This is a genomic window from Streptomyces hokutonensis (assembly GCF_042751305.1).
GTDB lineage: Bacteria > Actinomycetota > Actinomycetes > Streptomycetales > Streptomycetaceae > Streptomyces > Streptomyces hokutonensis_A.
The window spans coordinates 126,332-149,072 of the sequence record NZ_JBHYWD010000012.1; the positions used below are offsets into that span (position 1 = coordinate 126,332).

At 69.8% G+C, this 22,741-nt stretch carries 21 protein-coding genes and 2 tRNA genes; 19 read left to right on the forward strand and 4 right to left on the reverse strand.

What is annotated here, in order from left to right:
- Window positions 1-155 precede the first annotated feature (155 nt).
- The 6 genes from ACFXC1_RS29780 to ACFXC1_RS29805 all read left to right on the forward strand — a co-directional run bounded on the left by ACFXC1_RS29780 (window position 156) and on the right by ACFXC1_RS29805 (window position 6,518).
- Window positions 156-1,334, forward strand: a complete 1,179-nt coding sequence (locus ACFXC1_RS29780) for a glycosyltransferase family 2 protein (protein WP_381248055.1) — start codon at window positions 156-158, stop codon at window positions 1,332-1,334.
- Window positions 1,335-1,525: 191 nt separating this feature from the next.
- The gene (gene proB, locus ACFXC1_RS29785) at window positions 1,526-2,632 is read left to right on the forward strand and encodes a glutamate 5-kinase (protein ID WP_381248428.1); all 1,107 of its coding nucleotides are present in this window, start codon (window positions 1,526-1,528) and stop codon (window positions 2,630-2,632) included.
- A 134-nt stretch (window positions 2,633-2,766) separates the two neighbouring features.
- The gene (locus ACFXC1_RS29790) at window positions 2,767-3,234 is read left to right on the forward strand and encodes a hypothetical protein (protein WP_381248058.1); all 468 of its coding nucleotides are present in this window, start codon (window positions 2,767-2,769) and stop codon (window positions 3,232-3,234) included.
- Between the two features lie 126 nt (window positions 3,235-3,360).
- Entirely contained in the window at window positions 3,361-4,647 is a 1,287-nt protein-coding gene (locus ACFXC1_RS29795) for a glutamate-5-semialdehyde dehydrogenase (RefSeq protein ID WP_381248061.1), read from the forward strand.
- 120 nt (window positions 4,648-4,767) lie between these two features.
- Window positions 4,768-5,349: an SCO2584 family spore wall biosynthesis protein gene (locus ACFXC1_RS29800; RefSeq protein ID WP_463294411.1), complete on the forward strand. Its 582-nt coding sequence runs from the start codon at window positions 4,768-4,770 to the stop codon at window positions 5,347-5,349.
- A 98-nt stretch (window positions 5,350-5,447) separates the two neighbouring features.
- Window positions 5,448-6,518, forward strand: a complete 1,071-nt coding sequence (locus tag ACFXC1_RS29805) for an SCO2583 family membrane protein (protein ID WP_381248067.1) — start codon at window positions 5,448-5,450, stop codon at window positions 6,516-6,518.
- A gap of 123 nt (window positions 6,519-6,641) precedes the next feature.
- On the opposite strand, the gene ACFXC1_RS29810 is transcribed toward ACFXC1_RS29805, so the two are convergent.
- Window positions 6,642-7,769 (reverse strand): M48 family metallopeptidase, encoded by a 1,128-nt coding sequence (locus tag ACFXC1_RS29810; protein ID WP_381248070.1) that lies wholly within the window; start codon window positions 7,767-7,769, stop codon window positions 6,642-6,644.
- 101 nt (window positions 7,770-7,870) lie between these two features.
- Here ACFXC1_RS29810 and ACFXC1_RS29815 point away from each other — a divergent pair, with 101 nt between their 5' ends.
- The 7 genes from ACFXC1_RS29815 to ACFXC1_RS29845 all read left to right on the forward strand — a co-directional run bounded on the left by ACFXC1_RS29815 (window position 7,871) and on the right by ACFXC1_RS29845 (window position 12,279).
- On the forward strand, window positions 7,871-8,032 hold the full coding sequence (locus ACFXC1_RS29815) for a hypothetical protein (protein ID WP_381248073.1): 162 nt from the start codon (window positions 7,871-7,873) through the stop codon (window positions 8,030-8,032).
- 139 nt (window positions 8,033-8,171) lie between these two features.
- Window positions 8,172-8,333 (forward strand): hypothetical protein, encoded by a 162-nt coding sequence (locus ACFXC1_RS29820; RefSeq protein WP_033285922.1) that lies wholly within the window; start codon window positions 8,172-8,174, stop codon window positions 8,331-8,333.
- Between the two features lie 67 nt (window positions 8,334-8,400).
- Complete coding sequence (nadD, locus tag ACFXC1_RS29825) at window positions 8,401-9,090, forward strand: nicotinate-nucleotide adenylyltransferase (protein ID WP_381248076.1); 690 nt, start codon at window positions 8,401-8,403, stop codon at window positions 9,088-9,090.
- Between the two features lie 16 nt (window positions 9,091-9,106).
- Complete coding sequence (locus ACFXC1_RS29830; RefSeq protein ID WP_381248078.1) at window positions 9,107-10,852, forward strand: LCP family protein; 1,746 nt, start codon at window positions 9,107-9,109, stop codon at window positions 10,850-10,852.
- A gap of 155 nt (window positions 10,853-11,007) precedes the next feature.
- Window positions 11,008-11,451 carry a ribosome silencing factor gene (rsfS, locus tag ACFXC1_RS29835; RefSeq protein ID WP_093626661.1) on the forward strand — a complete coding sequence of 148 codons (444 nt, stop codon included), beginning with the start codon at window positions 11,008-11,010 and terminating at the stop codon, window positions 11,449-11,451.
- Window positions 11,448-12,113 (forward strand): histidine phosphatase family protein, encoded by a 666-nt coding sequence (locus ACFXC1_RS29840; RefSeq protein ID WP_381248082.1) that lies wholly within the window; start codon window positions 11,448-11,450, stop codon window positions 12,111-12,113. Before rsfS ends, ACFXC1_RS29840 begins: the two co-directional genes overlap by 4 nt.
- 93 nt (window positions 12,114-12,206) lie before the next feature.
- Window positions 12,207-12,279 (forward strand) — tRNA-Ala (locus tag ACFXC1_RS29845).
- Between the two features lie 70 nt (window positions 12,280-12,349).
- On the opposite strand, the gene ACFXC1_RS29850 is transcribed toward ACFXC1_RS29845, so the two are convergent.
- The gene (locus ACFXC1_RS29850; protein WP_381248084.1) at window positions 12,350-13,195 is read right to left on the reverse strand and encodes a helix-turn-helix transcriptional regulator; all 846 of its coding nucleotides are present in this window, start codon (window positions 13,193-13,195) and stop codon (window positions 12,350-12,352) included.
- A 218-nt stretch (window positions 13,196-13,413) separates the two neighbouring features.
- On the opposite strand from ACFXC1_RS29850, the gene ACFXC1_RS29855 reads away from it, so the two are divergent.
- From ACFXC1_RS29855 to ACFXC1_RS29870, 4 genes are all read left to right on the forward strand, one after another.
- Entirely contained in the window at window positions 13,414-14,790 is a 1,377-nt protein-coding gene (locus ACFXC1_RS29855; protein WP_381248087.1) for an MFS transporter, read from the forward strand.
- A 69-nt stretch (window positions 14,791-14,859) separates the two neighbouring features.
- Window positions 14,860-15,033, forward strand: coding sequence for a hypothetical protein (locus tag ACFXC1_RS29860; RefSeq protein WP_019063265.1), 174 nt, complete (start codon window positions 14,860-14,862; stop codon window positions 15,031-15,033).
- A 3-nt stretch (window positions 15,034-15,036) separates the two neighbouring features.
- The gene (locus tag ACFXC1_RS29865) at window positions 15,037-15,270 is read left to right on the forward strand and encodes a hypothetical protein (protein ID WP_003976229.1); all 234 of its coding nucleotides are present in this window, start codon (window positions 15,037-15,039) and stop codon (window positions 15,268-15,270) included.
- A 133-nt stretch (window positions 15,271-15,403) separates the two neighbouring features.
- Window positions 15,404-15,476, forward strand: a tRNA-Ala gene (locus ACFXC1_RS29870).
- Between the two features lie 125 nt (window positions 15,477-15,601).
- On the opposite strand, the gene ACFXC1_RS29875 is transcribed toward ACFXC1_RS29870, so the two are convergent.
- Both ACFXC1_RS29875 and ACFXC1_RS29880 read right to left on the reverse strand, forming a co-directional pair.
- Window positions 15,602-17,215, reverse strand: coding sequence for an NADH-quinone oxidoreductase subunit NuoF family protein (locus ACFXC1_RS29875; protein ID WP_262058206.1), 1,614 nt, complete (start codon window positions 17,213-17,215; stop codon window positions 15,602-15,604).
- Entirely contained in the window at window positions 17,212-18,534 is a 1,323-nt protein-coding gene (locus tag ACFXC1_RS29880; protein WP_381248089.1) for a cytochrome b/b6 domain-containing protein, read from the reverse strand. Before ACFXC1_RS29880 ends, ACFXC1_RS29875 begins: the two co-directional genes overlap by 4 nt.
- Window positions 18,535-18,950: 416 nt before the next feature.
- Between ACFXC1_RS29880 and leuS the strand changes: the two genes are divergently transcribed.
- Window positions 18,951-21,830, forward strand: a complete 2,880-nt coding sequence (gene leuS, locus ACFXC1_RS29885) for a leucine--tRNA ligase (RefSeq protein WP_381248091.1) — start codon at window positions 18,951-18,953, stop codon at window positions 21,828-21,830.
- Between the two features lie 154 nt (window positions 21,831-21,984).
- Window positions 21,985-22,713 (forward strand): hypothetical protein, encoded by a 729-nt coding sequence (locus tag ACFXC1_RS29890; protein WP_381248094.1) that lies wholly within the window; start codon window positions 21,985-21,987, stop codon window positions 22,711-22,713.
- Window positions 22,714-22,741 lie beyond the last annotated feature (28 nt).

Below are 22,741 nucleotides of genomic sequence, written 5' to 3' on the forward strand. Positions count from 1 at the left end.
CCCGCGCGAGTCGGAATCTGGTCAAGAAGAGCCCGGTTTTTGGGGAGTGATCCTCGAAATCCGGGCTCTTTTGCGTATCCCCTGCTGACGGAGGACAACCGTTGCACACGGTCGGCCGTCTTCCAGATGGCGATTCAATGGACAAAGGGGAGCGCGTGACCGTGACGCAGCCTGATGTGACCGTGGTCATCGGGGCGTACGAGGCGATGCCGTACCTGGTCGAGTGCCTGCGCTCGGTCGAGGCGCAGACCCTGGACCCGGCCCGGATCGAGGTCGTCGCCGTCGACGACGGCTCGACGGACGGCACGGGGGAGTACCTGGAGCAGTTCGCCGCCCGCGCCGCGACCCACGTCACGGTGATCCGCCAGGAGAACTCCGGCGGCCCCAGCTCCCCGCGCAACGTCGGCCTCGGCAAGGCGACCGGGCGCTACGTCTTCTTCCTCGACGCCGACGACCGGCTCGCCCCCGAGGCCCTGGAGCGCATGGTCGCGATGGCCGACCGCAACGGCACCGACGTGGTGCTCGGCAAGGTCGAGGGCATCAACCGCGTCCCGCCCAAGGCGGCGTGGGTGGAGACGCTGGAGCGCACCGACGTCTTCCACTCCAACATCAAGTTCACGCTGAGCGCCCAGAAGCTGTTCCGGCGGGCGCTGCTGGAACGGCACAGCATGCGCTTCGACGAGTCGCTGTTCACCGGCGAGGACGCCCTGTTCACGATGGAGGCCTATCTGCGGGCCGACGGCGTCTCCGTGATCGCCGACCACACCTGCTACTACCTGGTGGGCCGCGACGACGGCAAACACGTGACGAAGAGCGGGAGTTACACCCTCCGCTTCGACTCCGCCCGTGCCCTGATGAACCTCATCGCCGAGATGGTCCCGCCGGGCGTGGAACGCGACAAGCTGATGCTCCGCCCGTTCCTGGTGACCCTGCTCCCACAGTTCGGCCCCAAGTACCTGGCGGACAGCGAGCAGGTACGGCGCCACAAGTTCGAGCTGGCCAAGCCGCTGATGGCCGCGCACTGGACCGACGAGGTGGCCGTCCGCCTCAAGGTCGACGAGCGGCTGCGGCTGGAGCTGGTGGCGCGGGAGCGCCCCGAACTCCTGCTGGACGTGGTCGAGTTCGTCAAGTCGAAGAAACGCCCCGATGCGGTGGTGGAGAGGCGGGGGCGTCGGGTGTACCTGGCGTATCCGCACTTCCGCTCCGCGGGCTTGCCCGACTCCCTCTATCTGGCCGAGCCGCGCGAGGCGCGTGGGGTGGAGGGGTATCGGGAGGGGGGAGTGGGGGTGTTCCTGCGCAAGGTGGCGCGAAAGGTGCGGCGGGCACTGAAGTAGTGCGATTAGTGCAGGTATTTAAGGGGCGCGGGGAACTGCGCGACCAGCCCCCACCTGCCCGCACCCTGAGCTCAACCCCTCTGTCCGAGACCTGGACCAACGTGCACACCCCATCCCGGTTCGCGTAAATTGCCGCGGGGCACCCGAACCTACCCGAGGGGAAGTCGCACGTGGCAGGCGCAAGGCAGGCCGTGACCGAGGCCCGCAGGATTGTCGTCAAGGTGGGTTCCTCCTCACTGACCACCGCGGCCGGCGGCCTGGACGCCGACCGCGTCGACGCACTCGTCGACGTCCTCGCCAAGAGCCGCAGCGGAGGCGAGAGAGAGGTCGTCCTCGTCTCCTCCGGCGCCATCGCCGCGGGACTCGCCCCGCTCGGACTGCGCCGCCGCCCCAAGGACCTGGCCCGCCAGCAGGCCGCCGCCAGCGTCGGCCAGGGACTGCTCGTGGCCCGCTACACCGCCTCCTTCGCCCGCTACGGCATCCGCGTCGGCCAAGTGCTCCTCACCTCCGACGACATGAGCCGCCGCTCCCACCACCGCAACGCCTCCCGCACCCTCGACAAACTCCTCGCCATGGGTGCCCTCCCGATCGTCAACGAGAACGACACCGTCGCCACGGACGAGATCCGCTTCGGCGACAACGACCGGCTCGCCGCCCTCGTCGCCCACCTCGTCCACGCCGACCTGCTGGTCCTCCTCTCCGACATCGACGGCGTCTACGACGGCGACCCGAGCAGGCCGGGCACCTCGCGGATAGCGGAAGTCCACGGGCCCGCCGACCTCGCCCACGTCGAGATCGGCAGCGCCGGCAAGGCCGGCGTCGGCACCGGCGGCATGGTCACCAAGGTCGAGGCGGCCCGTATCGCCGCGGCCGCCGGCATCCCCGTCGTGCTCACCAGCGCGGTCCACGCGACCGACGCGCTGAGCGGCGGCGACACGGGCACGTACTTCCACGCCACCGGAAAGCGCTCTGCGGACCGGCTGCTCTGGCTCCAGCACGCGTCCACCCCGCAGGGCTCGCTGACCCTCGACGACGGTGCCGTGCGCGCGGTCGTACAGCGCCGGATGTCGCTGCTGCCGGCCGGAATCGCCGCCGTGGAGGGCGAGTTCAGCGCGGGCGACCCCGTCGAACTCCGGGACGGCGCCGGGCACGCGGTCGCGCGGGGGCTCGTCAACTTCGACGCCAAGGAGATCCCCCAGCTGATCGGCCGCTCCACCAGGGAACTGGCGCGGGAGCTGGGACCGTCGTACGAGAGGGAAGTCGTACACAGGGACGACCTGGTGATCCTCCACCCGTAAAACAACCGAAACGTCCGCCTCCCTCGGTGGACGTTCCGCAAAAGTGCCACACGGACGCCCCGCGCCTGCTCAACTTTGCTCAGGGACCCATCCGCGCGAGCACAGCAGCTCGACCATTGCGTAAGGAGGCCGTCGTGAGACGAGTGCGCCCTGGGGCGGCGGCGTCCCGCGGTGTTGCCACCTCCCGCGCGCCCGGCGAGGAGCGCACGCTCACGAGCGTCGCGGCCGGCGCCCGGTACGAGGGCGAGGAACCCAAGGACCTTCCCCGGCTGTGGCACGTCACCCTCAGCGTCTCCGGCGACGAGGCCCCGCTGAAGGAGGTGCGGCGCGGCCTGGAACAGCTCGCCCACGACCACCCCTTTCTGCTGACCAGCCGCTACGCCAACGACCACGCGGAGATCCGCTACTGGGAAGAGGCCCGCGACCTGCACGACGCCGCCGCCGTCGCGCTGCGCCTGTGGGGCGAGCACCGCCAGACCGCCAAGCTGCCGCCGTGGGAGATCGTCGGCCTGGAGGTCATCGACCGCGAGACCTATCACCAGCGCATTTCCGAGGGTTACGGCCCGCTGCCCGCGACCCCCGTCGGCGTACATCCGTTCTGAGACCCGCCCGCGTCGGACCCCCGACCCTCCGGGATCCGTTTTGAGCCGTCTTCGGGCCCTTCCGCGCCTGTCTCGCGGTTTGGGATAGCCGGTGGACGCCTCCGCCCGGCGCACTACCCTTCCCTCATGACCACGCTCTCGCCGTACGACTCCATGTCCCCGGTCACCCGGGCCGCCTACCGCGCCAAGTCCGCCGCCGCCGACCTCGCGCCGCTGCCCCGGGCCGAGAAGGACGACGCGCTGCTCGCCATCGCGGACGCGCTGGAAGTCCGTACGAGCGAAATCGTCGAGGCCAACGCCAAGGACATCGCCAAGGCCCGCGCGGCCGGCACCAGCGAGACGGTCATCGACCGGCTGACCCTCACCCCCGAGCGCGTCCGGGCCATCGCCTCCGACGTACGGGACGTCGTCGCGCTGCCCGACCCGGTCGGCGAGGTCGTCCGCGGCTCGACCCTCCCGAACGGCATCGACCTGCGCCAGGTCCGCGTCCCCCTCGGCGTCGTCGGCATCATCTACGAGGCCCGCCCGAACGTGACGGTGGACGCGGCGGCGTTGTGCCTCAAGTCCGGCAACGCGGTCCTGCTGCGCGGCTCGGCCTCCGCCTACGAGTCCAACACCGCCCTCGTGCGCGTCATCCGCGACGCCGTCGGCGGCGCCGGACTGCCCGCCGACGCCGTGCAGCTGGTCCCCGGCGAGAACCGCGAGAGCGTCCGCGAGCTGATGCGCGCCCGCGGTCTCGTCGACGTCCTCATCCCGCGCGGCGGCGCCTCCCTGATCCAGACCGTCGTCACCGAGTCGACCGTCCCCGTGATCGAGACCGGCGTCGGCAACTGCCACGTCTACGTCGACGCCCACGCCGACCTCGACATGGCCATCGACATCCTGATCAACTCCAAGGCCCAGCGGCCCAGCGTCTGCAACGCCGCCGAGACCCTCCTCGTCCACCAGGACATCGCCCCCGAGTTCCTGCCGCGCGCCCTGGACGCCCTCGCCGAGGCCGGCGTCACCGTGCACGCCGACGAACGCGTCCTGGCCTACGCCAAGGAGTCCAAGGCCACCGTCGTCGAGGCCACCCCCGAGGACTGGGACACCGAGTACCTCTCCTACGACATCGCCGCCGCCGTCGTCGACTCCCTCGACAAGGCCGTCCAGCACATCCGGCTGTGGAGCTCCGGCCACACCGAGGCGATCGTCACCTCCTCCCAGCAGGCCGCCCGCCGCTTCACCCAGCTGGTCGACTCCACCACCGTCGCCGTGAACGCCTCCACGCGCTTCACGGACGGCGGCCAGTTCGGCTTCGGCGCGGAGATCGGCATCTCCACCCAGAAGCTGCACGCACGGGGCCCGATGGGCCTGCCGGAACTGACGAGCACCAAGTACATCGTCACCGGCGACGGGCACATCCGCCGCTGAGCCGGAGGCTGTTGGCATATGCGTCGGGCATAGGGCCTCGTAGGCCGTGAGACGTCTCACCCTGCGGATGAATTTCCCTACCGCCTGCCCAAATTGACCCCCCAGGTCTACTCTGGAGAGGTGCCGGAGGACGTGGGGGGCACGCCGTTCCCTGACGGCTGGGAGCCCGACGACGACCACGACCGCGGAATGTCGGACGAAGAATTCGACTCCGTGGTCTTCGACGAGGCCTTCGTACGGGCGGCCGTAGTACACGAGCCGACCGCCGTCGAGCGTCTCCTTGCCGCCGCACAGGCCAGAGCAGAGGCCTCCGAGGCCGAAGCCCGCCGCGCCCAGCGCGGCAGAGGCCCACGAGGCGACGACGACCTCTTCGAGGACACCTACGGACGCGATTTCGGCCATGATCCGGAACTCGACGACCTGGACGACGCCGACCTCGTAGAGGGCCGCTACGGCGCCCCGGGAACGTACGGCAAACAGGTCCGCTGGCACCGCCCCGTCGCCTGGCTGCTCGCCCTGGTGATGGGCATCGGCATGGTCGCCCTGGCCTTCTCGGCGGTCTACCGCGGCGCGTCCTCGGGCGGCAGGGACCGCGTCCCGCCCCCGGCCTCCACCGGCGTGGAACAGGGCACGGCGGCGGCACCCTCGGTCTCCGCGGACAACTCCCAGCCACCGCTGTCTGCCGTACCGCGCACGCCCTGAGCGAGTTGCGACCGCTCTGACCGGCTCGGTGAGAACCTGTCAGAACTTGTCGTGTACCAGGGCGTTTACCTGAGGCTCCGGAGACCTACTCTGAAAGTATGGGCGGTCCAGGAGACCCACCCGAGGGGACGCCCGAGGGCGCTTCCGGAGGTGGTGAGGACGAGTACCGATCCGTCGTGTTCGACGAGTCGTTCGTCCGTGCTGCCCGGCTCCAGGAGTTCTCCGCGCGGGAGCGCATGGCCGACCACGCCCCCGCCGTCCGCCGCCGCCCGGCCCTGCGCCGCGGTCTCTCCCGCCAGGCCCTGATCCTGGTCATGCTGATCGCCATCGCCTTCGGCACCGCGATCTACATGGGCGTACGGCACCCCTACACGACCCCCACGGCCCAGCAGCCGGCCGAGCCGCTGCGGATGACCGTCATCCCGCTGTCCCCTCAGAGCAAGGTGCCGGGGGCGGCCGACGCCGAGTACCTCTTCGCGCACAGCCCGGCCGCCCAGTTCGACGTGGGCGGCGACGGCATACCGCTGCCGGCCGCGCGGCGCACCGCGCACTTCTCGGACAGCCAGGTCGTGGCCGCCCTGAGCACCGCCAAGGACTACATCGTGGAGTCCTCGCTCTACCCGGCCGTGCTCACCGGCGGACAGACCCGCCCCGCGCGCGTCCTCGTCGACCCCGACCAGCTCGACCAGTTCGACCAGAGCTTCGAGCACCCGGCCGCCGACGGCCGGCACGAGCCCACCGGATGGCTGGTTCGCTTCGATCCGGCCCGCGCCGAGCTGGCCGACCGGAAGATCCGCGTCCAGGGCACCCTGCAGGCCGCCGAGGTCGACTCGTCCACCCTTGAGGTCATCGCCGACGGAACCTTCGTCTACGCGCTCCGGCCGACCGGCTCCGGCGACAAGGCCCAGGCGTCGCTGTTCACCGTCCGCCGCGAGCTCCAGTTCCGCTTCGACCGCGACGACCTGCGCATGGACCAGGCCCAGATCATCGCCTCCTACGTCCAGGCCGGCCCGCTGTCCTGCGCCGAGGACTCCGTCACCTACCTGCGCCCCCTGCTCGCCGGCCAGACCGCCAAGGCGGGCGGCCCGGCCGGCACCGACCCGTTCGCCACGGGCAGCGCCACGGCCCTGTGCGGCGCACTGGCGGCCGGCGCACAGCCGAAGGTGTGAGAGCACAGCGAAGGTGTGAGAACCCTTCAGCCACGGCTGTGCGAGGCCGTCGTGGGTGTGAGGTCGGTGTGTATCCGCGGGTATCCGATCCGCCGGGTCAGTCCCCGTCGCCGATCCGCCGGGTCAGTCCCCGTCGCGCGGCGGGGTGTCCGTGGGCGGCTGCTCGGTGCCGTTGGCCGATTCGGTGGGCGGTCCGTCCTGCGGGCTGGTGCTCGCGAAGCCCCCGAAACCGCGCCGCACCCGGCCGCCCAGGTCGCCGGCGCCCCCCGCGATGTCGCTGACCAGCTTCATCAGCGGGTCCTTGGAGCTCTTGACGTTGCTGGCGTAGCTCGCCGCCGACTCGCGGAACGAGTCCGTGACCGAGGTGTCCTTGTCCTCGCTGCGCCGCGGGTAGTGCCCGTCCATGATCCGCTGGTAGTCGCGGGACTCGGCCCACTTCTTCAGCTCGGCCGCGCGCACCGTGGTGAACGGGTGGGAGCGGGGCAGCACGTTCAGGATCTTCAGGACCGAGTCGCGCAGGTCGCCGCCCGACTCGAACTCCTCGGCCTGGTTGAGGAACGCGTCCACGTTCATCTCGTGCAGGTGGTTGCCGCCCGCGATCTTCATCAGGCCGCGCATCGAGGCCCGCAGGTCCTGGCCGACCAGCAGACCCGCGCGGTCGGCGGACAGTTCCGACTTGCGGAACCACTCGCGCAGCGCCGTCACGATCGCCAGGATCGCGAGGTTGCCCAGCGGGATCCAGGCGACCTTCAGCGCCAGGCTGGTCAGGAACAGCAGGATCGTGCGGTACACGGAGTGGCCGGACAGCGCGTGGCCCACCTCGTGGCCGACGACCGCCCGCATCTCCTCCTCGTCGAGCAGCTCGACCAGGCCGGTGGTGACGACGATGATCGGCTCGTCCAGGCCGATGCACATCGCGTTGGGCTGCGGGTCCTGGGTGACGTACATCGGCGGGACCTTCTCCAGGTCCAGGATGTAACAGGCGTCCCGCAGCATGTCGTTGAGGTGCGAGAACTGCTGGTCCGACACCCGCACCGAGTCGGACAGGAACAGCAGGCGCAGACTGCGCTCGGGCAGCAGCCCACTGAGCGCCTTGAACACCGTGTCGAACCCGGTCAGCTTGCGCAGCGCCACCAGGGCGGAGCGGTCCGCCGGGTGCTCGTACGCGCGCGAGGAGATCCCCGGGAAGCGCCTGCGCTGCCTGCTCGGCACGTTCTCGTGCGCGTTCTGCTCGTGGCCGTCTTCGGACATGTGGTCCCCCATGTGCGTCTGTGTGCGCTGAGTGCCCCCGAAGCAGAGCCCAGCCTAGGCGGAGATACCGTGGACGGGCAGTACAGCGAAGGAGTCAACGCATGGATCCCCATTCCGCAGCCGCCTGGCTCGCAGAGGCCGCGAAAGCCGCCCCCCAGCACGGATCGGGGGATCTGCTCAGGGTCGTACTGGTCGTGATGTTCCTCGGCTGCATCCTGACCGCGTGGTTCCTGCTGCGCGGATACAAACAGAAGGACGACTGAGACGCCCGTCGAGTTCCCTTCCGACGGTCCGTGTCACGTGTCCGGTTCCCAATGGCGGAGTCGGCGTGATCGCCGCCGGGGTGCCCGCATACCATGGGCCGACATCTTTATCCCGCCCACCGGATAGGTTCTGCTGAAGATGAGCATCCACGGCACTGCTGCCCAGTTGGTCACTCTTGCCGCCGAGGGGGAGGGCGGGGGCAACCACGAGAGCCTCCAGCCGATCATCACCGGTGGCGGCGCGTTCATCGTCCTGATGCTGCTGCTGTGGATCACCACCCGCTTCAACCGCGACCGCTAGGTTCTGTCCCTTCTGTCCACCGGACGGGTCCCAGGGCCTTCACACCGGGCCGGTAGGGTCTGCACGCATGGGAGAGCAGGACATGCCTACCGGTCCGGCGGACGACACGACGCGCGGCACGGAGAACCGAATGGTGAACGGCCCGCGCAACAACGGCCCGTCGAACCCCGGCAAGCGCCGTCTCGGCGTCATGGGCGGAACGTTCGACCCGATCCACCACGGACACCTCGTGGCGGCCAGTGAGGTCGCCGCGCAGTTCCACCTGGACGAGGTGATCTTCGTCCCGACCGGTCAGCCGTGGCAGAAGACCGACCGCAAGGTGGCGCCGGCCGAGGACCGCTACCTGATGACGGTCATCGCGACCGCCGAGAACCCCCAGTTCTCGGTGAGCCGTATCGACATCGACCGCGGCGGCCCCACCTACACCACGGACACCCTGCGCGACCTGCGCGCGCTCAACCCCGACGCGGACCTCTTCTTCATCACCGGCGCCGACGCCCTCGGCGCGATCCTGACCTGGCGGGACGCGGAGGAGCTGTTCTCCCTCGCGCACTTCATCGGGGTCACCCGGCCCGGCCACACACTGACCGACCCGGGCCTCCCGGAGGGCGGTGTCTCGCTGGTCGAGGTTCCCGCGCTGGCCATCTCCTCCACGGACTGCCGTGCGAGAGTCGCCAAGGGTGATCCGGTCTGGTACCTGGTGCCCGACGGAGTCGTGCGCTATATCGACAAGCGCGAGCTGTACCGCGGCGAGTGAGCCGAGAGGGGCACCGGTGAACGACCGATACGACGCCGGGTACGGCGGCGACCAGTACGAGCTCGTCGGCTACGACGAGTACAACCAGCCTGTCTACCGCCAGGTCCCGGCCCAGCAGACCCAACAGCCCCCGCAGCAACAGCCGTATGACCCGTACGGGCAGCAGCAACAGCAGGGCTACGCCTACGACCCGTACGCGACCGGCACCCAGCAGCAGACGCCCGACTACGACACGGGCACTCAGCCGCAGACCCCGCAGCCCTACGACACCGGCGCCCAGCAGGCCTACAACAGCCGTCAGGCGCCCCAGTCCGGCTACGACCCGTACACCACCGGGACGACGACGGCCTACGACCCCTACGGGCAGACCGCGACCAGTGGACAGCAGCCCCGGGTCGCCGAGCAGACCGCCTACATCCCGCAGCAGGGCGGCCCGGCCGAGGACACGGAAGCCCCGAAGGCCCCTCAGGCGGGTGAACGGGACTACCGAACCGAGCAGTTCGCCTTCGTGGAGGAGCCGACCGACGACTCCGAGGACGTCATCGACTGGCTGAACTTCACCGAGAACCGCACCGAGCGCCGCGAGGAGGCCAAGCGCCGCGCCCGTGGCCGCATGGTCGCCCTCGTCGTGGCCCTGGCGCTGGTCGTGTCCGGCGGCGTCGGCTACCTCTGGTACGCCGGGAAGCTCCCCGGAGTCTCCTCGCCCGCCTCGAAGTCCGGCACCACGACGGCCGCCGGTGCCCAGAACCGCGATGTGATCGTGGTCCATCTGCACAACACCGCGAAGGGCGGCACCTCTTCGGTGCTGCTCGTCGACAACACCACCCTCAAGCAGGGCACCACCGTGCTGCTGCCCAACTCGCTCGCCCTCACGGACGACGACGGCAACACGACAACGCTGGCCAAGTCGGTCGACGACGACGGCACCTCCGGGACCGTCGACCAGCTCAACACGGTTCTCGGCACCGACATCGAGGGCACTTGGCGCCTCGACACCCCCTACCTGCAGAACCTGGTCGACCTTGTCGGCAACATCGACATCGACACCAACGCCGATGTGCCCGACCCGTCCGCGACGAAGAAGGGTGCCGCGCCCCTCGTCCACAAGGGCAAGGACCAGACCCTCAGCGGCAAGATGGCCGTCGCCTACGCCACCTACCGTGCCTCCGGCGAGTCCCAGAACACCCAGCTGGAGCGGTTCGGCCAGGTCATGCAGGGTGTGCTGCGCCAGCTGACCTCGGACCCGACGGCGGCGACCACCACCGTGCAGACCCTGGCCCAGATCCTGGACCCGCCGCTCACCGACAAGGACCTCGGCACCTTCCTCGCCAAGCTCGCCGACCTCGCCAAGAGCGGTGACTACAAGACGGCCCTGCTGCCCGTCCAGAACGACGGCACCCTGACCGCGCAGGCCTCGGCCAGTGTCGTCAAGGACGTCCTGGGCGGCACCGCGAAGAGTCCCGACGAGGGTTCGGCGGTCCGGGTCGCGGTCCAGAACGCCACCGGCGTCAAGGACGACACCGAGAAGGCCCGCGTCGTCCTCCTCAACGGAGGCTTCACCTTCCTGGAGGCGGGCACGACGTCCGCGACCTCGGCCAAGTCCAAGATCACGTACTCCGACGCGGCCGACAAGGAGAACGCCACCGAGGTCGCCAAGACCCTGGGCCTGTCCACGAGCACCGTGACCAAGGGCACGGTCTCCGCGAACGCGGACGTCTCGGTCGTACTCGGGGAGGACTACAAGCCGTCGTCGGCATCCTGACGACGGCGCGGTGACCGTGTGACGGAGAGCATGCCCCGGAGGCCGGAGCCGGTGTCCGGGCCGACGTCCGGGGCGTGATCCGTTATTCACGTGGGGTGCCGTCCGCGGTCCGTGAGACCCTTGAGGTCTGTTGACCGCCGACCGAAAGCCGCGTAGTGACCGCCACTGACCGCTCCATCGAGCTCATCTCCGCCGCCGCCCAGGCGGCCGCCGACAAGCTCGCGCACGACATCATCGCCTACGACGTCAGCGACGTGCTGTCGATCACGGACGCCTTCCTGCTGGCCTCCGCTCCCAACGACCGTCAGGTCAAGTCGATCGTCGACGAGATCGAGGAGCGGCTCAGCAAGGAGCTCGGCGCCAAGCCGGTGCGCCGCGAGGGCGACCGTGACGCCCGCTGGATCCTGCTCGACTACGTCGACATCGTCGTCCACGTCCAGCACAGCGAGGAGCGCGTCTTCTACGCCCTGGAGCGGCTGTGGAAGGACTGCCCCGAGCTGGACCTGCCCGCCGACGCCAAGCAGACCCGCGGCAAGGCCGCCGAGCACGCCAAGCTGCAGGCCGAGGAGGACGCCTCCGAGTTCGGGGAGGTGCGGTGAGCGCCGGCGCGGACGGCCGCAAGGCGGGCCGGGGCCGCCGCGTCATCCTGTGGCGGCACGGCCAGACCGCCTGGAACGTGGAACGCCGCTTCCAGGGCACCACGGACGTCGAGCTCACCGAGACCGGCATCGGCCAGGCCCGCCGGGCCGCCCGGCTGCTGGCCTCCCTCAAGCCCGACGCGATCGTCGCCTCCGACCTCAAGCGGGCGGCGAACACGGCCGCCGAGCTGGCCGCCCTCACCGACCTCGACGTCACCCACGACGAGGGCCTGCGGGAGACCTACGCGGGCGTCTGGCAGGGGCTGACGCACGAGGAGATCATCGCCCGCCACGGCGAGGAGTACGCCGCGTGGAAGCGCGGGGAACCGGTGCGCCGCGGCGGCGGCGAACTGGAGACCGAGGTCGCCGACCGGGCCGCGCCCGTCGTGCTGCGGCACGCCGAGAAGCTGCCCGAGGACGGCACCCTCGTGGTGGTCAGCCACGGCGGCACGATCCGCACCACCATCGGACGGCTCCTCGGTCTGGGGTCCCCGCACTGGGAGAGTCTCGGCGGCCTCTCCAACTGCTGCTGGTCCGTGCTCGGCGAGGGCGCCCGTGGCTGGCGCCTGCTGGAACACAACGCCGGCACGCTCCCGGAACCGGTGCTCGGCGACGACGACTGAGCGGCCCTCCAGGGCCCCGACCCCGGATTTCACTTTCCGGCAGGTCGCAGGCTAAAGTTCTTCTTGTTCGCCCGCCGAGCGGGAAGAACACAAGGGGCTATAGCTCAGTTGGTAGAGCGCCTGCATGGCATGCAGGAGGTCAGGAGTTCAATTCTCCTTAGCTCCACAGATCGACACTCTTGAGTTGTCAAAGATCGAGAGTCGTCCATGATCGAGTCGATGAGATCCCATCCCTTTCAGGGGTGGGATCTTTTCGTCGCTGTCAGCGTCTCCGTGCGCCGCCGGGTCTCCTCGTCGGCCGGGGTGTAGGCGACGATCCGGCACTCCGGCATGCCGTTGACCGACAACGACACGGAGGTCATCCGGATCTCGCCCACCTCCTCGTGCCGGAACGTCTTCACCCGCCGCCCCGGCTCCGCCACGTCCCCGCTCCTCCACAGCCGTATGAAGAGCGGGCTCGCCGCCGACAACCGGCGTATGAACTCCTCCCAGGCGGGCTCCCCGGTATGCAGTCCGTAGGCCGAGCGCAGCATCGCCACCATCACCGGCAGCTCGGTCTCCCGGAACATCAGCGGCGACTCCGCCTCCGGCACCGCGAACAGCCTCCACAGCGCGTTGGGCACCGAGCCGTCCGACAGCGGTTCGATCCCGACCAGGGCCCGGTAGACGGAGTTGGCGGCCAGGATGTCGAACCGCGAGTTGTAGACCACCGCCGGGCGTGGCTCGAGGGCGTCGAGGATGCCCTGGATCTCCGGCCCCACCGCCTGCGCGAGCACTTCCGGAGGATGCGCGTACGGCACCTCGGCCAGGTGGTACAGATGCTCCCGCTCCGGCGCGTCGAGCCGGAGCGTGCGCGCCACGGCGTCCAGGACCTGCGCCGACGCGTTGATCGGGCGGCCCTGTTCGAGCCAGGTGTACCAGGTGACGCCCACTCCGGAGAGCTGCGCGACCTCCTCGCGACGCAGCCCCGGCGTACGCCGACGGAAACCCGGCGGCATGCCCACGTCGTGCGGTGTCACCCTCGCGCGCCTGCTGCGCAGAAACGCGGCCAGCTCAGGTCGGCGGCGCTGTGTCGTCCCCATCGTCACATCCCCCATACGTCACATCCCCCATACTCGACGCCCGACTCGGTCCCTGCCAGGTGCTGCCAGTACCAGCATCAGCGGGCTCTCGGCACCCGTACCGGAGCGCCCCCACGCTCGACGGCATGACGACAACACCCCGGACGGAACCGGATTCCGCACCCGTTCCAACTCCTGCCACCAGTAAAGACCCCGGCACTGACAATCGCCGTGGGCCGATGCTCGCGGTCCTGCTCGCGGCCATGTTCATGGCGCTGCTGGACGTGTTCATCGTGAACGTCGCCGCCCCCACCATCGGCACCGAACTCCACGCGTCCGGCGCCGACTTGCAGCTGGTGATCGCCGGCTACACCATCACGTACTCGGTGCTGCTGATCACCGGCGCGCGGCTCGGCGACCGGCTCGGCCATGTCAGGGTCCACCTCGCCGGACTCGCGCTCTTCACCACCGCCTCGCTCGCCTGCGGCCTGGCCCGGGGTTCGACCGAGCTGATCGTGTTCCGCCTGGTCCAGGGGTCCGGCTCGGCACTGATGCTCCCTCAGGTGCTCAGTCTGATCCAGCGGAACTTCATCGGAGAGGCGCGGGTGCGGGCGCTCGGCCTGTACTCGGCGATCGTCGCCGTCGGCGCCGCGGCGGGGCAGATCGTCGGCGGCGTCCTCGTCAGCGCCGACCTGTTCGGCACGACCTGGCGGCCGGTGTTCCTCGTCAACGTGCCCGTGGGTGTCGTACTCCTGTTCCTCGGCAGGCGCGTACTGCCGCGGGACGGCGGGGCGGAGCCGGAGCGGGCGCGGGCCTTCGACGTGCCGGGGCTGGTGCTCCTCGCCTCGGCGGTCTCGCTGCTGACCGTGCCGCTGGTGCTGGGGCAGGAGGAGGGCTGGCCGCTGTGGTCGTGGCTGTCGCTGATCGCGGCGGCGGTGCTCTTCGCGGCGTTCTGCGGGTACGAGTCCCGGCTCGCGCGGCGCGGGGGCGCCCCGCTGATCGCACCGCGTGTGCTGCGTCACCCCGGCATGGGTCTCGCCGTCTTCCGGATCCTGGCCGTGATGGCCGTCAACGCCGGTTTCTTGTTCGCTCTCACCCTGCACGTCCAAGGAGGCCTCGGTTTCAGCGCGTTGCGCGCCGGCCTCACCTTCGCGCCGACGGCGGTCGTCTTCGGGGTGGTCGGTCTCACCTGGCGCAGGTGGCCGGCGGCCTGGCAGCGGGCGCTGACCCCGGTCGGATTCGTGATCGCGATGGCGTCCGTCCTGGGAGTCGGCCTGGCGTTCGAAGGCGGCGATCGCGGCGGGGCCGTACTGTACGTGGCGTACGTCGGCGTGGGGGCCGGGCTCGCGCTCGCCTTCAGTCCGACGCTGACGCGGGCCCTGGCGACGGTGCGGCCCGAGGACGCGGCGGACGCCAGCGGTCTGCTCTCCACGGTCGCACAGCTGGGTCAGCTGCTCGGGGTCGCGGTTTTCGGCACACTGTTCTTGAACCGGCTTGAGTCACTTGGGGCCCCGGGGGCGTATACCTCTGCGAAGGCGCTTTTGGCGTGCATGTTCGCGCTGGCGGGGACGGCTGCGGTGGGTGCCGTGTCCGGACTGGTACTAAGGCGTCGCTGACCGTATTGGTCCGGCCGTGGCAGAATCAAACGGCCGGAAGGGGGCGCGGCCCGACGGGAGGGAGTAGCGATGCCTGCGAGCATCATCGAGGAGGTCGACCACCTCTTCGATGCGGCGTTGATACGAGATACGATCACCCGCCTGAGCTGCCCTTCCTGCGGTTCCGCCCACGTGGCCCAAGTCCTCGGTGACAACGGCGGAGTTTCCTACGTGTGCACGGCCTGCGGCCACAGCTGGAGCTGATCGATGGGTGCACACAGGCGAAAGTGCGACTGGTGCGGCAGTGGGACACCGATCGTCCGTGACATGGAACCGGTGAATCCCGACTACCAGTACTGGTGCGAGGAGTGCGCGCGGGCGCTGATCATAAAAGGCGATCCGATCGAGACGTACCGCGAACTCGAGGGCGAGCCGATCTACGGCCGACTCCTCGAAGAGCACTGCACTTTGAAACGGTTCTATTCGTTCGTCACCGCTTGACTCCGGCCGGGACCCCGCGAGGAGGTCCCGGCGATCACGGTCACGGCCGGGGTGACGGAAACGATTTGGTGGTCCACCGGGTCGCCCGGTAATGTTGGCGTCGCCGCCGGGGAGACCCGGTAGCACACCGCAAGGGGCTATAGCTCAGTTGGTAGAGCGCCTGCATGGCATGCAGGAGGTCAGGAGTTCAATTCTCCTTAGCTCCACAGAAGTCGAAGGCGGGTCATCCCACAGGATGACCCGCCTTCGGTGTGTCCAGGGGGAGTTGGCGCAGCTCATGGAGCGGCGGGCCGCCCCTTCTTGAGAAGAGGGCGACCCGCCGTCCGTGTGCTCAGCGGCCCAGAGCCCGCCGGCCGCGGCCCTGGGAGAGGACCGGCAGGTTGCGGGACGGCCCCTTGTCGCGCGCGGTCTCCTCCTCCAGGCGGAGGGCGAGCGCCGGGCAGCGGCGTACCGCGCGGAGCGCCTTCGCCTCCGCGTAACGCGGCACCTGGGCCTGCGCGACGGTGGGGAAGCCGTCGGCGCCGAGTTCGAAGACCTCCGGGAGGATGTCCGCGCACAGACCGTGGCCCCGGCACAGCGTCCAGTCGACGTAGATCTTCTGACGGCTGGGACCGTTGTCCTCGGCCTCCGCGCCGCTCGTGATGCCCGCGGGGAGCTGGCCGCCCTCGAAGAGCGGCAGAACGCCCTCCACGGGCCTTCCGCAGCCGTTTCCGAGGACATGGGCCGCGAGGTCGTCCGTGAACGCCTTGATGGTCGATTCCAGGAACATCGCGGAACCGTCCGGGTGCGAGCACGCGCCGCGCCGCTTCACGGCCTTGGCGACCTGCTTCAGCGCCTCCAGGGCGGCCGGGCCGCCGCCGTTGAGGATGTCCTCCATGCCGCGCGCGGCGGCGGGCAGACCGAGGTAGCAGGGACCGCACTGTCCCGCGCTCTCGTCGGCCAGCCACTGGGCCACCCGGAGCGACTCGCCGAGGGGGCAGGTCTCCTGGGTGATCGGCATGATCGCGCCCGCGCCGAGCGCACCGCCCACCGCGTCAAGGGAGTTGCGGGAGACGATCGCCTCGTTGACCGTCGCCGCGTCGATCCACTTGCCGTGGTAACCGCCCGTCAGCACACCCTGGGGGACCGGCGGGGCGCCGGCCAGCTGCAGGACGTAGCGCAGCGGCACACCCGTGGGGACCTCGAGCACCATGGGGCGCGCGACCGCCCCGGAGACCGTGAGCATGACGGTGCCGGGCTCGTCGTAGAGGCCGGTGTTGCCGTAGCGCTCGGGGCCGATGCGGGCGGCGATGGCGAGCTGGGCGAAGGTCTCGGCGTTGGAGAGCAGGGTCGGGGCGCCGCCGACGCCGTTCTGGGAGGCGCTGACCTTGCGGCCGGGCGGGATCGCCGGGCCGCCGTCGATCGAGCGGATCAGCGACGCGGCGGCGCCGGTGACCATACGGACCGGGTTGCGCTGGACGAACGCCTTCAGCGCCGAGCGGCGGGTGTTGCTCAGGCCGCGCTCGGCGAGCGCCTGCTCCATGGAGCGCTGCGTCGACTCACGGGTGACCCCCACCACGAGCGTGCGGGCACCCAGGGCCTCGGCGACCAGGAGGGCGCCGTCCAGGATGAGATGCGGGGCACGGTTGATGAGCACCGTGTCCTTGCGGCAGGCGGGTTCGTCCTCACTGCCGTTGACGACGACGACCGGACGTACACCGCGCTTGATCGCCGCTTCGGCGACCGACCGCAGCTTTTTGTGGAAGGGGAAGCCCGCGCCGCCGCGGCCCTTCAGGTTGATCGCCTCGGAGAGCTTCGCGAGCTGCTCCCCGCCCATGGGTTCGAGCGGCCCGTGCACCTTGAGGTGCATGGGCAGGTCGAGTCTCTCGACAAGGTCGAAGCCCGACGTGAGCTGCGGAAGCCCGACGACGCGGACTTCTGGGACGTCGGGCAGGGCCTCGTTCACCTATAGCCTCCGGAAGGCGTGTTCCAAGGTTCGCCCGAGCCGCCCTGCGCGTCGAAGTCGTACGACGCGTTGGGCGTTTGATCAGTGGCGGGACCGCTGTTGTACGTGTCACCAGAGTTGTACGTACCGGAAGCCCCATTCGACTCACCGGTGGGGTACACGTATCCGTCGCCGTACCCGCCCGCGCCCGAATTGTTGTTGTACGTCGGGATGTTGTACCCGGTGTCCTGGAGCGGGTCGTAGGCCGACGGGGGTGCCTCGCCGACCGGCGGCGGAGACGGGACCGGCCAGCTGCCCGAGGTGCTGCCGCCGTTGTCCGCGCGCGGGACCGCCTGCGTGTTCTGCATGTCCATCGGCACGTTCATGCGGGAGGTCTGGTCGGTGACGTACGGCATCTGGCCGGTGGACTCCGGTGTGGCGGTGCGGTAGGCGGCCGCGAAACCGTTCGTGTCGGCGACCGGGGTCATGGACCTCGTCTCGTACTGGGCGGCGGGGTCCACGCGCGGGATCGACCCGGTCTCGGTGAACGAGGGCTGCGCCGACCGCCGGCTGTCGCGCTTCTCGAAGCCCGGCAGCGCGGACTCGGCCACACGGCCCCGGCTCGCGTCGAGATCGTCCAGGCCGGGCCGCTCCTCGTTGCCCAGGAGCATGGCGACCCGGTCGGCGAACTTCCGCTTGAACGAGCGGGGCGCCGAGCGCAGGGCGAGGGCCGCGGCGACACCGACCAGGCACAGCTCGTAGGAGATCATGAAGAACGGCTTCGCCGCGCGGCCCGCGAACAGGCCGTGGACCAGCGCCGCGCACCAGGCCGGGTAGGCCAGCATGTGCATCGCGCGCCAGCGGGCGGCCACCGGCGCCGGGGACGCGAACTGGTTGCGCAGGGCGCCGGTGATGCCCACGAAGATCATCAGCAGGCCGGCCAGGGACCCCAGGCCGATGAGCCCGGCGCTGCCCTTCACGCCGAGGCTGAACGGGATCAGCGCGGCGATCAGGACGGTGTGGTCGAGCGCCAGCTTGACCGTGATGTGAATCACGAGGAACGCGATCGAGCCGACGGCGGTCACCCGGTGGATGCCCTGGGCCACGATCCGCTGGCGGATGTTGAGGACGACCCGGTCCTGGGCGACGAGGCCCCAGATGACCGAGCAGGTGAGCGACACGAGCGAGAGAACGCCCGCGCCGAAGTTGAGGAAGTCCTGTACCTGGCTGCCTCCGAGCAGCACGAACACGGGTATGAAGAGCAGGACGACGAGGCTCACCACGCCATAGGCCGAACGGCCCGGCTTGGGGAGCGAACTGGTACTACGACGAGTGTTCATGGGGGCAACTCCGAGCAGTATCGGGAAAGCGGTCCCGCTGCCGAACTCTAAGTGGCTCCATACCGGTGGGTACGAGGTTTGAGTTATTGCGTTGTTATCAAACGACAATGCGCTTGCTGCGATGTCCCGTAGTGGGTGGTACGCGAAGGTAGTCCTTGAACTTGGTTCAGTGCATGCCGGTGTGGTCAGGGTGCCAAGGGTGATACGGAAGCGCGTCGCGTTGTGCTCAAGCGCTGCGGTACCCTCATGCCATGCGTGCCGTACGCCTTCTGCTTAGCGAGCCGCGCTGATCAGTCCCGACCACCGGTGAACGGTGAGGTCGGAATCGGCGCGGCGTCCCCTCCTGTGCGAGGGGATTTTTCGTTTCTTGAATGTCGCAGCCGCTGGCAGAGACGATCGATGGAGCTTTGAGGATCATGAGCGAGACGAACCCCGCTGCCGCCGCCGAGGTGGTCGCGCCGCACCGCTACACGGCCGCCATGGCCGCGGACATCGAGGCACGCTGGCAGGACTTCTGGGACGCCGAGGGCACCTACGAGGCCCCGAACCCAAGTGGTGACCTGGCCGGCGACCCCGAACTGGCCGCCCGCCCCAAGAAGTTCATCATGGACATGTTCCCGTACCCCTCGGGTGCGGGCCTGCACGTCGGCCACCCCCTGGGCTACATCGCCACCGATGTGTTCGCCCGGTTCCAGCGGATGACCGGCCACAATGTGCTGCACACCTTGGGCTTCGACGCCTTCGGCCTGCCCGCCGAGCAGTACGCCGTGCAGACCGGCACGCACCCGCGCGTGTCCACCGAGGCCAACATCGAGAACATGAAGGTCCAGCTGCGCGCCCTGGGCCTGGGTCACGACAAGCGCCGGTCGTTCGCCACGATCGACCCGGAGTACTACAAGTGGACCCAGTGGATCTTCCTGCAGATCTTCAACTCCTGGTACGACGACGAGGCAGACAAGGCCCGCCCGATCGCCGAACTGATCGCCCAGTTCGAGTCCGGTGAGCGCGCCGTACCTGGCCACACGCGCGCGTGGCCGGAGCTGACCGGCACCGAACGCGCCGACGTCCTGAGCGAGTTCCGCCTGGCCTACGCCTCCGACGCGCCCGTCAACTGGTGCCCCGGCCTGGGCACCGTCCTGGCCAACGAGGAGGTCACCGCCGACGGCCGCTCCGAGCGCGGCAACTTCCCCGTCTTCAAGGCCAAGCTGCGCCAGTGGAACATGCGCATCACCGCCTACGCCGACCGGCTGCTGTCCGACCTGGAGGAGCTGGACTGGCCCGAGGCCATCAAGCTGCAGCAGCGCAACTGGATCGGCCGCTCCGAGGGCGCCCGCGTCGACTTCCCCGTCGACGGCGAGAGCATCACCGTCTTCACCACCCGCCCCGACACCCTGTTCGGCGCGACCTACATGGTGCTGGCGCCCGAACACCCGCTGGTCGACAAGTTCACCCCGGCCGCCTGGCCCGAAGGCACCCACGACGTGTGGACGGACGGTCATGCCACCCCCGTGGAGGCCGTCGCCGCGTACCGCGCGCAGGCCGGCACCAAGTCCGACGTGGAGCGGCAGGCCGAGGCCAAGGACAAGACCGGTGTCTTCACCGGCGCGTTCGCCACCAACCCGGTCAACGGCGACCGCATCCCCGTCTTCATCGCCGACTACGTACTGATGGGCTACGGCACCGGCGCGATCATGGCCGTACCGGCGGGCGACCAGCGCGACTTCGACTTCGCGCGCGCCTTCGAGCTGCCGATCACCTGCGTCGTCGAGCCCACCGACGGCCGCGGCACCGACACGTCCACCTGGGAGAACGCCTTCGGGTCCTACGACGCGAAGATCATCAACTCCTCGAACGACGACATCTCCCTGGACGGCCTGCCCGTAGCCGAGGCCAAGGCCCGCATCACCGAATGGCTGGCCCGCAAGGGCATCGGCGAGGGCACCGTCAACTTCCGCCTGCGCGACTGGCTGTTCAGCCGCCAGCGCTACTGGGGCGAGCCCTTCCCGATCGTCTACGACGAGGACGGCGTCGCCCACTCGCTGCCCGAGTCGATGCTGCCCCTGGAACTGCCGGAGGTCGAGGACTACTCGCCGCGCACCTTCGACCCGGACGACGCGAACACGTCCCCGGAGACACCCCTGTCCCGCAACGAGGACTGGGTCGACGTCACCCTGGACCTGGGCGACGGACGCGGCCCCCGGAAGTACCGCCGCGAGACCAACACCATGCCCAACTGGGCCGGTTCCTGCTGGTACGAACTGCGCTACCTGGACCCGCACAACGACCAGAAGCTGGTCGACCCGGCCATCGAGCAGTACTGGATGGGCCCCCGCGCGGGCATGCCGCACGGCGGCGTCGACCTGTACGTCGGCGGTGCCGAACACGCCGTACTGCACCTGCTGTACGCGCGCTTCTGGTCCAAGGTGCTGTTCGACCTGGGGCACATCTCGTCCCCGGAACCGTTCCACAAGCTGTTCAACCAGGGCATGATCCAGGCCTACGTCTACCGGGACAGCCGCGGCTTCCCGGTGCCGGCCGCCGAGGTCGAGGAGCTGGGCGGCGAGTACTACTACCAGGGCGAGAAGGTCTCCCGGCTGCTGGGCAAGATGGGCAAGTCCCTGAAGAACGCGGTCACTCCGGACGAGATCTGCGAGGAGTACGGCGCGGACACCCTGCGCCTGTACGAGATGGCCATGGGCCCCCTGGACGTGTCCCGGCCGTGGGACACGCGCGCGGTGGTGGGCCAGTACCGGCTGCTGCAGCGGCTGTGGCGCAACGTCGTCGACGAGACGACCGGCGAGGTCACCGTCGTCGACACGGAGCCCGACGAGGAGACGCTGCGTGCCCTGCACAAGGCGATCGACGGCGTCCGCCAGGACCTGCAGGGGCTGCGCTTCAACACGGCCATCGCCAAGATCACCGAGCTGAACAACCAGCTGACCAAGGCCGGCGGAGCGGTGCCGCGTTCCGTCGCCGAGTCCCTGGTCCTGCTGATCGCGCCGCTGGCCCCGCACATCGCCGAGGAACTGTGGCGCAAGCTGGGCCGCACCGACACGGTGGTCCACCAGGACTTCCCCGTGGCCGACCCGGCGTACGTCGTGGACGAGAGCGTGACCTGCGTCGTGCAGATCAAGGGCAAGGTCAAGGCGCGCCTGGAGGTCCCGCCGGCGATCTCCGACGCCGAGCTGGAGAAGGTCGCGCTGGCCGACGAGAGGGTCGTCGCCGCGCTGGACGGCGCGGGCATCCGCAAGGTCATCGTGCGGGCGCCGAAGCTGGTCAACATCGTTCCGGCCTAGCCTTCGATGCGGTCCTCCGACGGGCTCGGCGTGAACGCCTCGGGGTAGTCCCCTACGGGCAGGTTCGGGGTTCTTCTGGAACTCCGGACCTGCCCGTTGCGTTTACCGTTGAAGAGCGGCGCGGCGTGTGCCGCCCGGAGCCGGTGGAGGAGCGTTGGAAGCCGTGATCGCAGTCTTCGCCCTTCTCTTCCTGCTGTTCGTGGTCGCGGGCGGCTACGCGGCGGTCAAGGCGGTGGGCGCGGCCAAGCGAGGCGTCGACCGTACGGTCGCCCAGGCCCGGCGCACGGTCGAGGACCACACCCTGCGCGCCAAGTCCCTTGCCCAGCCCGGCCCACAGGGACAGGTGGCCCAACTGCGGCTCGCGCTGCGCACATCGATGCGCGCGACCCAGGACGCGCTGCACGCGGGCGTGACAGAGGACGAGTCCCTGAAGGAATCCCTCGGCCTCTTCCAGCGACTCAGCGCACACGGCCGCGAACTCGACGGCGAACTCAAACGCCTGGAGTCCGAGCCGGACCGCAGAACGCTCGCCGAGCGGCTGCCCGCCCTGCGCGAGCGCACCGAGCGCATCACGAAATCGGCCGACTCACTGCGCTGGGCCGCCCGCGACCGCGCCGGCCGCTTCGCGGAGGACGACCTCGACGCGCTGAGCGCCCAGATAGACGTGGAAGCAGGGGCCCTGCGGCACTGGACGAAGTCGGAGCACACCCCACCTCCGTGGCCCGACGCCCCGGCCGCCGACGCCACGACGGCCCACCAGACATGGCCGGAGACCCCGCCCTCCCGCGCCGCCGAGGACCCCGCCCCCTCCGCCATCACCCCGCCGGGACGGCGTACAGGCTACCCCTGGCAGAAGAAACCCCGCCCCGAGAGCACGACTTGACCGGGCGGCACCGCCCGAGCGTGCGGCA

Coding starts and splice junctions, on each gene's coding strand:
- ACFXC1_RS29795 (WP_381248061.1), top strand. CDS start 3,361: ATGACCACGCTCTCGCCGTACGACTCCATGTCCCCGGTCACCCGGGCC.
- ACFXC1_RS29805 (WP_381248067.1), top strand. CDS start 5,448: ATGGGCGGTCCAGGAGACCCACCCGAGGGGACGCCCGAGGGCGCTTCC.
- ACFXC1_RS29810 (WP_381248070.1), bottom strand. CDS start 7,769: ATGTCCGAAGACGGCCACGAGCAGAACGCGCACGAGAACGTGCCGAGC.
- ACFXC1_RS29815 (WP_381248073.1), top strand. CDS start 7,871: ATGGATCCCCATTCCGCAGCCGCCTGGCTCGCAGAGGCCGCGAAAGCC.
- ACFXC1_RS29820 (WP_033285922.1), top strand. CDS start 8,172: ATGAGCATCCACGGCACTGCTGCCCAGTTGGTCACTCTTGCCGCCGAG.
- nadD (WP_381248076.1), top strand. CDS start 8,401: ATGGGAGAGCAGGACATGCCTACCGGTCCGGCGGACGACACGACGCGC.
- ACFXC1_RS29850 (WP_381248084.1), bottom strand. CDS start 13,195: ATGGGGACGACACAGCGCCGCCGACCTGAGCTGGCCGCGTTTCTGCGC.
- ACFXC1_RS29855 (WP_381248087.1), top strand. CDS start 13,414: ATGCTCGCGGTCCTGCTCGCGGCCATGTTCATGGCGCTGCTGGACGTG.
- ACFXC1_RS29860 (WP_019063265.1), top strand. CDS start 14,860: ATGCCTGCGAGCATCATCGAGGAGGTCGACCACCTCTTCGATGCGGCG.
- ACFXC1_RS29865 (WP_003976229.1), top strand. CDS start 15,037: ATGGGTGCACACAGGCGAAAGTGCGACTGGTGCGGCAGTGGGACACCG.
- ACFXC1_RS29880 (WP_381248089.1), bottom strand. CDS start 18,534: ATGAACACTCGTCGTAGTACCAGTTCGCTCCCCAAGCCGGGCCGTTCG.
- leuS (WP_381248091.1), top strand. CDS start 18,951: ATGAGCGAGACGAACCCCGCTGCCGCCGCCGAGGTGGTCGCGCCGCAC.